Annotated in this window: 8 protein-coding genes and 1 pseudogene; 7 read left to right on the plus strand and 2 right to left on the minus strand. The window is 43.6% G+C overall.

Going from position 1 to position 13,065, the window contains the following annotated elements; all coding sequences use genetic code 11:
- Window positions 1–183 precede the first annotated feature (183 nt).
- The 3 genes and pseudogenes from PEL01S_RS16500 to PEL01S_RS16510 form a co-directional block, all read left to right on the plus strand.
- Window positions 184–1,200, plus strand: a complete 1,017-nt coding sequence (locus PEL01S_RS16500; protein ID WP_127461060.1) for a zinc-binding alcohol dehydrogenase family protein — start codon at window positions 184–186, stop codon at window positions 1,198–1,200.
- 502 nt (window positions 1,201–1,702) lie between these two features.
- Window positions 1,703–2,143 (plus strand): DUF4275 family protein, encoded by a 441-nt coding sequence (locus PEL01S_RS16505; RefSeq protein ID WP_127461061.1) that lies wholly within the window; start codon window positions 1,703–1,705, stop codon window positions 2,141–2,143.
- Between the two features lie 218 nt (window positions 2,144–2,361).
- Window positions 2,362–2,562, plus strand: a pseudogene (locus tag PEL01S_RS16510) (RNA polymerase subunit sigma-70); the annotation flags it as partial.
- Between the two features lie 349 nt (window positions 2,563–2,911).
- On the opposite strand, the gene PEL01S_RS16515 reads toward PEL01S_RS16510, so the two are convergent.
- Window positions 2,912–3,457: a stalk domain-containing protein gene (locus tag PEL01S_RS16515; RefSeq protein ID WP_127461062.1), complete on the minus strand. Its 546-nt coding sequence runs from the start codon at window positions 3,455–3,457 to the stop codon at window positions 2,912–2,914.
- Between the two features lie 126 nt (window positions 3,458–3,583).
- Between PEL01S_RS16515 and PEL01S_RS16520 the strand changes: the two genes are divergently transcribed.
- The gene (locus PEL01S_RS16520) at window positions 3,584–3,952 is read left to right on the plus strand and encodes a hypothetical protein (RefSeq protein ID WP_127461063.1); all 369 of its coding nucleotides are present in this window, start codon (window positions 3,584–3,586) and stop codon (window positions 3,950–3,952) included.
- 638 nt (window positions 3,953–4,590) lie between these two features.
- Window positions 4,591–5,292 (plus strand): RNA polymerase sporulation sigma factor SigK, encoded by a 702-nt coding sequence (sigK, locus tag PEL01S_RS16525; protein WP_054972520.1) that lies wholly within the window; start codon window positions 4,591–4,593, stop codon window positions 5,290–5,292.
- Window positions 5,293–5,523: 231 nt separating this feature from the next.
- Here the strand turns inward: sigK and PEL01S_RS16530 are convergent, their stop codons facing one another.
- Complete coding sequence (locus PEL01S_RS16530; RefSeq protein WP_164824287.1) at window positions 5,524–10,818, minus strand: cadherin-like beta sandwich domain-containing protein; 5,295 nt, start codon at window positions 10,816–10,818, stop codon at window positions 5,524–5,526.
- 376 nt (window positions 10,819–11,194) lie between these two features.
- On the opposite strand from PEL01S_RS16530, the gene PEL01S_RS16535 reads away from it, so the two are divergent.
- The gene (locus PEL01S_RS16535) at window positions 11,195–12,130 is read left to right on the plus strand and encodes a permease (protein ID WP_127461065.1); all 936 of its coding nucleotides are present in this window, start codon (window positions 11,195–11,197) and stop codon (window positions 12,128–12,130) included.
- A gap of 18 nt (window positions 12,131–12,148) precedes the next feature.
- Window positions 12,149–13,054: a TIGR03943 family putative permease subunit gene (locus PEL01S_RS16540; RefSeq protein ID WP_127461066.1), complete on the plus strand. Its 906-nt coding sequence runs from the start codon at window positions 12,149–12,151 to the stop codon at window positions 13,052–13,054.
- Window positions 13,055–13,065 lie beyond the last annotated feature (11 nt).

Consider the following 13,065-nt stretch of genomic DNA (forward strand, 5'->3'; position numbering starts at 1 on the left):
TATACTATGATTACCTACCACGATCTAATCACATAGTTGGAGATCAACTAAAAACAAAGTAAATTGATAGAGCTCCGTGATTCTATATCAAACAAATGTTCGCATGCGTATGACTTGTTGAGGTAACTTAATATTCAAATTTTTTATATTTCACAATTTTAAATAAGAAAAGAGGTACCAAGAGTGAAAAGTATAATTTGTATGGAACCATACAAGCTAAGAATGATAGAAGAAGAGATACCTGTAAGAAATGAAAATGAAGCTTTGGTAAAGATTCGACGAATCGGTATTTGCGGTACTGATTTACATGCATACAGAGGAAATCAGCCATTTTTTGAATATCCTAGAATTCTTGGACATGAACTATCTGGTGAAATCATGGAAATAGGAAATAATAAGAAAAACTTAAAGGTTGGTGATAGAGTTTCAATAATTCCCTATATTGAATGTGGAAAATGTATGGCATGTAAATTGGGAAAAACTAATTGCTGTGTTGACCTTACACTTTTCGGAGTTCATAGAGATGGGGGAATGAGGGAGTACCTTTGTGTACCCCATGATCATTTACTTTGCACTAATGAAATTTCTCTAGACCAAGCTGCTATCATAGAGTGTTTAGCAATTGGCGCTCACGCCGTAAAGCGTGCAGAGGTCCAAAAAAATGATAACGTTCTAGTTTTTGGAGCAGGGCCGATAGGGCTTGGTGTTATGAAATATGCAAAACTTAAAGGGGCAAATGTAATAGCCGTTGACATTAATGAAAATCGTTTGGAGTTTTGTAAGCGCTGGGGGCCAATTGACTATACGTTAAACGTTAATCAAGATCTCCCCGAAGAGATTTCACGAATTACATCCGGGGACATGGCGTCAATTGTGTTTGACGTAACAGGTAATGCTAAATCAATGGAAAATGCAATGAAGTTCGTAGCTCACGGAGGCAAGCTTGTTTTTGTTGGTTTAGTAAAAGAAAAAATCAGTTTTTATGACCCGGAATTTCACAAGAAAGAAATGACTCTTCTTAGTAGTCGAAATGCTCAGTTGGATGATTTTCAATATGTGATTCATAGTATTCGAGAAGGGTACGTTGATACAGAATCATTTATTACTCATAGGACAGACTTTGATAGTGTTATTACAGAGTATGAGACTTGGTTAAAACCAGATGGTGGGATCATAAAAGCGTTAGTAGAAATAAATTGATGACAATATAGTGATCTCAGCTTGTTTAATTTATATTTAGCAAAAATTATAAGCGTTTATCTGGTTATTATATTATCATTTATAGCAAGCTTAAATTAGGACAGTTCTTTTGAGTCAGGAGACACTCACATCCATTTTTACAATCTAACAGAAGAAAAGCGTCTCCGAATTTTCTCTTGGAGACGCTCGCTTTTCTTACAAACATACTTTGAATAGTCACTGAGTTGTAATTCTTAGTTGTTCTTATTCACTTTATAAACCGTATTTGGATAAGACTTCTTTTTTGAATGCTTCTTTCTTGCTATCCTCGCTGGCATTCCCTGACAAAGTCTTTTCATTGCTACTGAGATTAAAGTTACCTAAATTTTAATAACAAAGTATTCGCCGCTTATTGAATGCTGGGTAGATTTTGTTTAACTCCTTTATATCTTATGATGGTATCCAATAATCTTTTGGACTTTGTTCCATTACTGATTTTTCTCATTATTATGGAGGAACTAAAATGGATTTGATTGATTTGTTACAAAGTAAAAAAGTCGGAGTAAGGAAAATCCCTAAAGGGGGAGAATATCTACGTAATCAGTGGGAATGTAACTTCGCTAATCATCTTAGTCATGAAGATAAGGAAACCATTTATCTTCATGATGCAGGTGGTGCCTGTGGCTATTTATGGCACTTATTTAGTTATCAGAAGAAGGATTGTCTTACAAAGGATGAAGCAGAAACCGCATTTAATAATGTACCAAAGAACTCTTGTTATGTATTTTATCAACACTCAGATTACGCGTTGATTCTCGAAAATGCATCAATGGTAAACGCCGAGGACTTTACTAACGAAACTGATATTTATGTAGTTGATACAGAGTTTAATTGGACTTATGTAAAAACACATGAAACAGGATGGTGTGGTCCATATTTTAGTCGAAAAGACCGTAAGAATTAAAATTTATATGGGGGCGATAGAATAACCTTTCTCCACAAATGTTTAACAAATCGTAAAGAGACATTCTCCCTTCGCGGGGGAATGTCTCTTTTTCTTCGAGCGGATGTAAACTTTTGTGTACAGGCACTTCCGGGCTTTCGCCCACATACACTAATACTAATCTTTGCGCGAAAACTTCTGAGACCGTTGATCGGCAAACACCTTAGGGGGTGGCTGGAATGCCCGGATTGTTCAGTGCCGTAGCTTTATTTATTAAACAGCTTACTTTGCTCGTTTCCTACGTGAAAAACAACGCGTTTCCCCAGCCCTTGGCGGAGGATGAAGAAGACAAACATTTGAAGCTGATGGCTCAAGGCAATCAACACTCGCGCAACGTGCTCATCGAGCATAACCTTCGGCTTGTCGCGCACATCGTCAAGATGATATGAACAAAGTCGAACGTCATAATTACTTCCTTCAGTTTAGAGCCAAAGTAAAACGGATTAGCAAATACCACACCAAAACCTTTGTGGATGAACCGGAAGTATCCTTGACATGAATTAGGGGCCAAAGGGCCTCTTTTTTATTTGCAGAAGCGGGCTTGGGTAAACAAGGGCAACCTGTATTTTTTATCCTAAGAAAACAAAAAACCTCATGGACTTAATCCGTGAGGCGTCTGTATTTCGAAATTAATTGTAATTATTCGTAAATACTATCTGTCGTGGTTCCATCTGGAAAGGCATTAAACACATGTATTTGCGGTTGTTTTTCGCCGTTAAGTTTAGTATATCACAAGTTTATTTTAGCTAACTTTCCGTTTGAGTCCCAAGTTAAGAATAACTGAGCACCAACTTTTCCTACTAATAATCCAGCTTCGTCACCTTGTTCGATACTTGAATAACGGTAATCGCTCGCTGCCTTTACGTCAAAACGCCAATGTTCCCCGCCTTCGTTGTTTTTCTTAACAACTTGTGGGTTTCTTTCGAGTAACTTTTTTAAATCTGATTGAGACAGACGGTAATCCAATTTATATTGAACTTTCCAAATAAATCTTATCAATTCATCTGTTTCTTTTGGATCACTGGCAATGGAGATAACTTGATTTTTCTCATCATACCTAACGCCTAGCCCCATGGATTCAGATACATAACGAACGGGCACATAAGCATGACCATTTACATTCAATATTTGATACTCTTGAGGAAGTGGTTTTATTTGACCGTTTACTTCAAGTTGTACCGGAAAAAGGTATGCTTTTATAAATTCTGATGCATATACGGTTGGATAAGAAAACAGTAAAAGTGCAATTACAGCAAATACAATTGATCTTTTCATATAAATATTGCCTCCCCTATGACCTACGTGTGAATTTTTCAAAAAAAACAAAATATTCCATAATATACATTGACAACTATTATTTACAATGATATTATATAATTACCAAATAAAGGAGGTGATACGATGAAACGGAAATTGATGACTTTAGGTTTAACTGCAATTTTAACAGTTGTTGGTGCGAGTTCTGTATTAGCTGTTCCGGGTTATTCTACTAATATAACTGCATATCAATGGGACAACCGTAAGAATTCGGACAGCATCCAAGGAGCCGATACGTATGGAAAATTCTCACTAGAATCAAAAGGTAACGCTTGGGCTGCATTATATGAAATGTGTCCCAACATAACAAAAGCAGTTGCTTCAGTGGAGACAAACGCCACTCGAAACTATGATTATAAAGAGGTTTATATGAAATCAAGCTGCAAATATTATGCATTTGTAGAAACTCAAAGTTCTAACTCTGCTACTGCCTTTATTCGGAACTTCAATTAATCATTATTAAGAAACAGCGTCTTCTTTAAATTTTGAGAAGACGCTGTTTCTTTTTCAACCTGAATAAGTGCTTTCTCTGTGTAACAAGCCTAATATTTTGATACTCCCCATATATACGACAAAGTATATAATCTGAATAACGAGGTTCAACCTTATAACTTAGAAATCACTCAATCCAAAATTGGACTCAGTAGATGTAAAACCGTATCAGTACAATTTCTAAACTATTAACTTCAGCAAATTTGTGACGCTTGAGTTATCGTCAGTTTGTCGACAACTGAAAATGATTGAACTTCAGAAATTCGCCACAATATGGCTGCTCGCGGTGGAATATTTTTAAGTGTAAAAAATTTTAATTACCGCGTAGAAGCCCGATTTCTTGGAGAGCTATTTATATAATTCATATTGTATGGGGCAGGTAATAATCAAAGAAATGGAGTTACTCAAAAGATGAGATGATAGTGCAGCACATCACATAGAGACATTCTCCCTTCACGGGGGAATGTCTCTTTTCTTCGAGCTGATGTAAACTTTTGTGTACAGGCACTTCCGGGCATTCGCCCACATACACTAATACTAATCTTTGCGCGAAAACTTCTGAGACCGTTGATCGGCAAACACCTTAGGGGGTGGCTGGAATGCCCGGATTGTTCAGTGCCGTAGCTTTATTTATTAAACAGCTTACTTTGCTCGTTTCCTACGTGAAAAACAACGCGTTTCCCCAGCCCTTGGCGGAGGATGAAGAAGACAAACATTTGAAACTGATGGCTCAAGGCAACCAACACTCGCGCAACGTGCTCATCGAGCATAACCTTCGGCTTGTCGCGCACATCGTCAAGAAATTCGACAATACGGGGGAGGATCTGGAGGATTTGATCTCCATCGGTACGATCGGTTTGATCAAAGCGATTGAATCGTTTTCCCCCGACAAAGGAACCAAGCTGGCGACCTTCGCGGCGCGGTGTATCGAGAATGAGATTCTGATGCATCTTCGCTCGCTGAAAAAGACGCGCAAGGACGTATCGCTGCACGATCCGATTGGGACGGATAAGGAGGGAAATGAAATCACGTTGATCGATATCCTCGGCACGGACTCCGACGAGGTGGTGGATAAAGTGCAGCTCAAGATCGAGAAGAGCAAGATTTATAAAAATCTGGATATTCTCGATGAGCGGGAAAAGGAAGTCGTGGTGGGCCGTTTCGGACTCGAGCATGGTGGAGAAGAGCGGACTCAGCGGGAAATTGCGAAGGAGTTAGGCATATCGCGAAGTTACGTATCAAGGATTGAGAAAAGAGCTCTCATGAAGCTGTATCATGAGTTTTATAAGGCGAAGAGATAAACACGGTAATAGCTTGGCTTGACGAGGTCATTAACACGTTAATACCAATAGAAGGGGAACTTCTGCGCTGGAGGTGGAAGCAGGGTTACTCGATATGCAGAAGATCGCCAACCAGCCTGTCATACAGCTGGTTGGCGATCAACTTTATAAAAGCTTTAATTTCGGGGATCCCCCGCAAAGTACCTGAATCCGCTTTGAAGTCAAGGCACCACTTTGAGGGGGTGATTCTTTTTATTTCAATAAGTTGTAAACCGCTTGAGCCGCTTCTGCTCGTGTCGTGTGTTCAGCCGGTACGAACAGCCCTTCTTGGCGTCCCGTCAACAGCTTTGCTTTGATTGCACTATTAACATAAGGCAAAGCCCAATCGCTGATCATTGAAGCATCAGAGATTTCCGTTGAAGCTTTTTCTAATTTTACACCCGTTCGATATTCATAAGCGCGGACAAGCATAATGGCCATCTCTTCTCTGGTAATGCTTCGATTCGGATCGAACATTTGCTGGGAAACACCTGTGATAATGCCTGCTTTATAAGCTGCGGATACTTCCTTGGCATACCAAGCGTTTCCAGCCACGTCACCGAACGAAGCCATCTCGGAAGACTTGAGATGAAGTGTCCGTACGAGAAGCGATGCAAACTCAGCGCGGGAAACATCTTGGGCTGGTGCAAAGCTCGTGTTCGTCACTCCGTTCACGATATGCCGGGCGGATAGCTCTTGAATTGTCGAGTATGCCCAATGCATGCATGTTACATCACTATAATTTTTTTCCAATGAAAGGACTGCGTAACGTCCGAGGCGGTCAGTTCCGACTTCAATTGCGGTATTGCCGTTTGTAAGCGTTCCGCCCAAGTACGTAAGACTTCCATCATCCAGAATCTTATAGATACCGGCCAGCTTCGGCTTCATTCCAACTGGGATCGGGAATGTAATGGTTACAGGCTTTTTCAAGTCAGTCATTTCATACCGCTTCCCGGCTGCATCGGTCACGAAGATCGCGAGGTCGAATACCTTTCCGCCCAGCGTATAAAGACCGTTATCCTTGCTGCTCGCTTCTTTTAATGTCCGGTTCGCTTGTTCTGCTGAGACCGGTTCGATTTTCACCGTAATCACAGCGGAGTTGTCAACAGATGGCAGCAAGCTGGTTGCGGCTTTCAACAGATCAGCAGGAACGATCAGTTTTACATCGTGTGCCTGGACGTGCAACGGACGCCCTTTAAGCTGATCTACCTGCGCGATTGGAATGATAATGCGATTCTGTCCTTCCTTCAGTGCGACGGATACAGATGCAGAGTTCTTTTGCAGGTCTTCGTCCTTGATCACAGCCGAGTTACCCGGCAGCTCCGGCTTCATTGGCGGTGCTACAGCCGTTGGAGAGGAAGGTGACGATTCTGATGACCCCGACGAATCTGGCAATCGATGAACTAGTATCACATATTCTTTAGTCGCTCCGTTCTGTGCAGTGACAAGGACAGAGATACGATTCGAGCCGACGAGTAGGCTGCTGCCACCAGTAACAACGACTTGGGATGTGGCATGCTCGGCGGAATAAGTCACCGCCGCTACCGTTGTGCCATAGGAGACATCAACCGTATAACTCAGCTTGTCCGGTGCGAATCCGTTCAATGCGATATGGTTGACACGCAAATCAAGCAGGTTAGCGTTGGACGATAGCGCTTGAGGTTGTCTGGTTATCGCGATGCTATAAATACTTTTGGTTCCGTCTTGAGCTGTTACCGTAACCGTAACCGGATTTACTCCGACAATTAATTTATCGCCACCGGCGATCACAACGGTTGCAGCTGGATTTGCTGTTGAGTAAGTTATGCTTGTCACCGTAGTCTCATACGGTACCGGCAATGAATAATTGAGCTTGTCTGAAGCGAATCCATCCAACGTCTTTCCGTTTACACGCAGATCGAGCAAGGAACTGTCGGACGATAGCCCCTGAGGCTGTCTGGTAATCATGATGCTATACGTGCTCTTAGTTCCGTTTTGAGCTGTTACCGTAACCGTAACCGTATTTTTACCGACAATGAATTGATTTCCGCCAGTAACCACCACGGTTGAAGTAGGACTTGCTGTTGAATAAGTTATGCTTGTCGCCGTAGTCTCATACGGTACCGATAACGAATAGTCAAACTTATCCCATGCGAAACCGCTCAACGTCACCCCGTTAACGCGCAAATCACTCAAAGAAGCAGGCGATATGTCGGCACGGTTCAGATTGACGACATACGATCTGACGTTTCCGTTCGGTGCGGTTATGGTCACTGTCACAACGTTATTGCCAACCTGAAGGTTGGAGCCGCCATTGACTACTACCGTTGCCTGAGGTTCTGAAGTCGTATAAGTAACTTTCGCATTCGTCACGGTATTCGGAACGTTCAGCGAATACTCCAATGTATCCGGTGTGAAGCCGTCTACCGAGACACCGTTAATTTTCAGCTCCGTCAGGTTCGCGTTCCCGCTTGCAACCTTATCACCGGTAAAATCGATCTCGCTCATGCTAGTAAATGTTTTGGATGGATCCGTATTGTAGGTTCCGGTAACTGCGAATTTTACGTAGCGGCCCTGCACAGCCTTATCCAAAGAGACAAAGTCCGTATATACGTTGCCTGTCCAAGTTTTCCCAAACGTCCCGGAGGCTTTGTTGGCCGCATTGCTCAAGAAAGCAGGATCGTTTAAGTCGGCCGGGTTATCGGATGCGTACAATTCGAATGTTTTCGGAAATTCCATCGCACTTTGGTTAGGTCGGCTCTTTCTCTGAATACCATTCAGTTTATACGTGCTCTCCATATCGATAATGACCCAGTGCGGGAATGGTGCAGCGGGCGCTTCCCATTTGGAATGCCAGATGGTTGTTTCTTGACCGTCCAAGATGTTGCCGGCTACAGCGTTCTCATTGTCTGCATAAGAGCTAAAAGAATGGATAGAGAAAGCCGTTTTTGGAATGAATGTATAGATGATGCCATTCTTGGCAGTTTGCAAAGCCCACATCAAATCGAGATAGGCTTGATCGATCGCAGCAGCGCTGTCGCCAGAAGTAATAACCTTAGCGTTAGCAAGTCGAGTCTTCAGTTCATTTTGTGCCTGTACGGGAAGTGATAATCCTGTAGTTCCTGTGACATACGAAGTGAATTGTTCAGCTTCCTGAATTTTAGCTGTCAATTGATTAAAGTTGTACAAAGTTGTCGACTGGTACGAATCGGATAACGCTTTGGCTTCCGTGGCGGATAGGGCGCGCTTCCATATCTTTAAATCGTCCAGCGTAACGGTTGCTCCGCCGTTTCCTTTATTACCGTCTGCACCGATGATGACGTGATAAGGAGTATCCATACTGGACGTACCCAGTGCGGTGATATCCTTGGTCGCCTTCATGACACCGTCGACGTAAGTGGTGGCCGTCTTGTTCGTCCTGTCTACGGATATGGTGAAATGGTGCCATTCTGTCCCTACACTTTGAGCCGAATAATCGATACGATTGGTGCCGTCTGCCATGTTAAGCGTCATGTTGTTCGTAGTCGCAGGCCCAATATACCATCCGGCATTTTTACCGGAATTCCAGTCTTTGTTAGAGATTACCGTCTGATCTCCTGCCAAATTGCCGGCATGCCAGAACGATACGGTGAAATCGCCATGACCGAACTTCAAGTCGGATCTGTCTCCAAGATCGATATAATTGGCATTGCCGGCCGCAATGCTGGCCGCTTGTCCGGATCTGCCCGCCACATAAGTGACATTACCGGCAGAGGTGGCCAGACCTGTTGCACCGGCAGCATCATCATTCAAATTGCCGTCAAATTTCATGTCGGACACAAGCTGCTTCCACATCGTACCAGGATCGATTGGCGTCAATTCCGGTGCCGTGCCTTCCGTTCGTAAGTAAGTCTGCAAAGGTGCGCTTTTGTTGCCGTAAGCATCCACTGCCGTTATGGTAAGGACGTAGGACGTAGCCGGGCTCAGACCCGGTATCGGGATATTCATTTTGTTCGGAATCGGAGAGAAGTAAAAGTCCGATAAAACATTGTACGACTTTGCGACTTCCGCCGTACGCTGGTTATACACTTTGATTTCATAATGATGCACGGATTGATCGTCCTTGGCTTGCTTGAACGAGAGCACCGGCACGTTATTCGCCCCCGGCAGCACTTTAAGGTCGGGGTTCGCCGGGAATTGCGGTGCCGTTTTGTTGCGGTTGCTTGAGGTATACGTGAAATTGCTTTTTATTTCATCCTTCGTATTGCCTATTAATTTCACTACCCATTTTTTTCCCGCTAATGCGCCGGCACTGTTATAAGGTGTTGGGGAATTATTGCCTTGCCATTTGCCACCCAGATAGATAGAGCCTGGATCTCCGTTATACTCCACGCGTTCAATCTCTATACGGTCCTTGTATACCTCAATGAGTTGGGATTGGTTGACAGGGAATTCGAATCGCCCATCCATCAATCCTTCTTCCGTTACAGCGGAATAGCCATGATCTACCTCGATGTATGACATGGACCCAAGATTGACAGCGGTAAAATCTTTCTGATAGATCGAACGATCATCGTTAATATTCAAATGCGAATGGCCGGATAAAACAAAGACTTGCGGATAATCCTTCAAATCCGTATACAGGTTCTGATTGCTTCCTTGCTGGCCGTCCATGGCGGTGCCGGACACAGGATGATGCAAAGTAATGAAGATCGGCTTATTCAGATTCGCCGGATCGGCTGTTATGGCTGCGAGCCGACCCTTCAGCCAGTTTCTTTGTCCTGTGTCGCCGTTATAATTGTTTCCGTTCAAAAAGAAAAACGAATAGCCGCCGATTGTTTTCTCGTAATAGCCATTCGGCTGATCCGTAAACCATTCCGCTGGGTAATAGTTTTTCACTTCGGCTACGCTTGCGTCATGGTTGCCGATCGCAATCTGAACGGGCATGCCCGACCAATTTTTGCGGGCCAATTGTTCTTGCAGAACATCGCGTGCAAACTGATGATCCGGTCCTTTGCCATCACCGTTGTCATTGATGATGTCGCCTGCGATAACTATGGCATCCGGATTGGGAAAGATGGAAGAAAGAACATCGAAATTGCTGGCATACCTTGCGCGTGTCTTGGCATTCTCAGCCTCCGTGCCGGGACCGACATGGATATCCGACATCGCAGCGAATTTCAGCAGCGGTTTTTCGGTTGTTTTGATGATGTAGCCGTATGTAGCGGGTTTACTCCAGACGCCGTCTTTCAAGGCGATCACTGAGATATTCGTCGACTCCGTAAGGACAATCGGCGTTCCGTTAAACTTAAGGCTTGTTTCGTCAGGCATGGTCCCGTCCAACGTGTAATAGATGTCGGCACCTGATGTGGTGGAGCTAAGCGCAACGGTAACAGATTGCTCATAGCGTCCTGCGGGTACGGAAACGACCGGCGTGTCGACTGTAGCTGCTGCGATCGCCGCCGGTATAGAGCCTGCTCCTGTTGAACTAACAACAGAAGTTGCAATGGTGCAAGCCAGGAATGCGGATACAAATTTCTTGGTTGTCAACAAGTGAAGTCCTCCTTTTCATAAGCCTGAATGATGGATTGATGTAAATAGCTTCATGTGGGGCTCGTACCGATGGCTTAGATAGGCTTTCCCTCCTTTAAGTATAAAACAATACAAAAACATAATAATTAGTTGTTTTTATAGTTGTTTTATTGCATTTTATTTGTAGTTTGTTTTTGTGAGATTAAATAGAGGTGATGTTTTTGTAAAGGAAAAGAGGGCAGAGCTTGAGGGTCTTCGTATTTTCTTAATCATACGTTGATGTTGATATAACAATCCGAAGTTAAACTAAATAAAGGGAAAAGCACGATAAACAAATGATTCAATTTTAAGATTTGTTGTTTTTGTGATGATTTATTCTTGACGAGGTGGCCCGATGAGTTTTCTAAGTGATTTTCGCACCATGGTGATTGGCATTTTACTCGAATCGTTTCCCTTTATTTTACTTGGTGTCGTGATTTCTGCTTTGCTCCAAACACTGGTTAGTGATCAACTGCTACAGCGATGGATACCGAAAAAAACGATTCCCGGCATCCTTTTCGGATGTTTGCTGGGTATCATTTTTCCGCTTTGTGAATGCGGGATCATCCCTGTTGTGCACCGGTTGATTCGCAAAGGCATGCCGCCTTATATCGGCATTGTGTTTATGATGGCAGGGCCGGTCATCAATCCGGTTGTATTTACTTCCACGTACGTGGCCTTTCAGGCCCAGCCAGAGATGGCTGTCTCCCGTATGGTGCTGGCGTTTGCCGCAGCGGTCTTCATTGGGCTATGGGCTTCTCGGGGAGTACAAGCTTCTGCGCTCCGTAATACAGTGAGCAACGCTAATGAACAGGCCGCTGCAGGCAAAAAAAACATCAAGCCCCCGCATTCCAACAAAGCGCCAAACGCGGCATGGAAAACGAAATTGCATGAAACGTTGGAGCATGCTGCCATTGAAATGTTTGATGTAGGCAAATATTTAGTTTTGGGCGCTACCGTCACAGCTTTGCTGCAAACCGTTGTAAGCAAGAAGTGGCTTTTTACGTTAAGCGATGGGGACTGGACTCCGCATTTGTTTATGATGGGACTTTCCTATGTGCTATCCATTTGCTCCACAGCAGATTCTTTTGTCGGAGCTACGTTCATTCCCGATTTTAGTTTAGGTTCAGTGCTTGCTTTTCTCGTATTTGGCGCCATGCTGGATATCAAAAGTACTTTGATGCTGCTAAAAGTCTTTCGCTTCAAAACCGTCGCTACGGTTCTGATCATTTCAGCGGTCGTTGTTCTGTTGGGGTCTGTCGCCTTCGATCAACTGTATATGCACTTATAACATGGAGGCGGGGGAATCATGAAAATAAGTTCCGCGTTTGCGCATCGAACGATTCGAGCTGCGGTCTTGATCGCATTTGTTTTTTTTATTGTCCGGATTAGCCGGTCGGATGCGTTGAGCTATTATGTGGCGCCAAGAATGGAGCTTTGGGTAAAGGGGCTTGCCTTTGGTTTGTATGTATTGGCCATGCACCAGCTTTATTTGGCGGTTCGAGATGTCTTATCCAAAAAGAAAACTGCTGCGATCACTTGTACTTGTTCATCACATAGTCACGATCAATGGAAACCAAGCGTTATTATCATGTACGCGGCTTTGATCGTTCCGCTTGTTCTTGCCTTTTTCATTCCCGATGCGGTATTAGGAAGTCAGATGGCGGCTAAAAAGGGGTTGAATTTAACCCCTTCGGGCATATTGCTTCATAGCAATTCCGGTGATGCAGCTCCAAACTTAATTCCCAATCATAAGTTACAATTGGATTCGGGACCGTCTTTTCCGTTCAATGAATACACAAGGCCCTATGCCAAACAGGCTGCAGATATGTACAATCAGCCTCTCATTGCGATTAACGATGATATTTATATTGAATCGCTGACGTCGATGGACTTGTATCAAGAGCAATTTATCGGTAAAAAGGTGCAGATTAGCGGTTATGTTTACCGTCTCGACAGTATGAATAAAAACCAATTTGCCGTAGGAAGATTCGCGATGCGGTGCTGTGTCGCAGACTCCGTACCGCTTGCTATCCTTGTAGAAACCGATACCCCCGAACAATGGCCAAACGATATGTATGTGGTCGTTCTCGGCACCGTTGAAAAACGTAATTTTGACGGCAAAAGCGTATTGGCTATCGATGCCAAATCGATAGACACCCAAAAAGTGCCTACAAATCCTTACGTTTATGGAAATCCATATTTCGGCGATTGATGAGATAAGGT

Source organism: Paenibacillus elgii NBRC 100335 (assembly GCF_004000865.1).
In the GTDB taxonomy this organism is placed as follows: Bacteria; Bacillota; Bacilli; order Paenibacillales; family NBRC-103111; genus Paenibacillus_G; species Paenibacillus_G elgii.

Bases quoted from the DNA above. Each gene is read 5' to 3' on its own strand.
- PEL01S_RS16505 (WP_127461061.1), top strand. From the start codon at position 1,703: ATGGATTTGATTGATTTGTTACAAAGTAAAAAAGTCGGAGTAAGGAAA.
- PEL01S_RS16515 (WP_127461062.1), bottom strand. From the start codon at position 3,457: ATGAAAAGATCAATTGTATTTGCTGTAATTGCACTTTTACTGTTTTCT.
- PEL01S_RS16520 (WP_127461063.1), top strand. From the start codon at position 3,584: ATGAAACGGAAATTGATGACTTTAGGTTTAACTGCAATTTTAACAGTT.
- sigK (WP_054972520.1), top strand. From the start codon at position 4,591: ATGCCCGGATTGTTCAGTGCCGTAGCTTTATTTATTAAACAGCTTACT.
- PEL01S_RS16535 (WP_127461065.1), top strand. From the start codon at position 11,195: ATGAGTTTTCTAAGTGATTTTCGCACCATGGTGATTGGCATTTTACTC.
- PEL01S_RS16540 (WP_127461066.1), top strand. From the start codon at position 12,149: ATGAAAATAAGTTCCGCGTTTGCGCATCGAACGATTCGAGCTGCGGTC.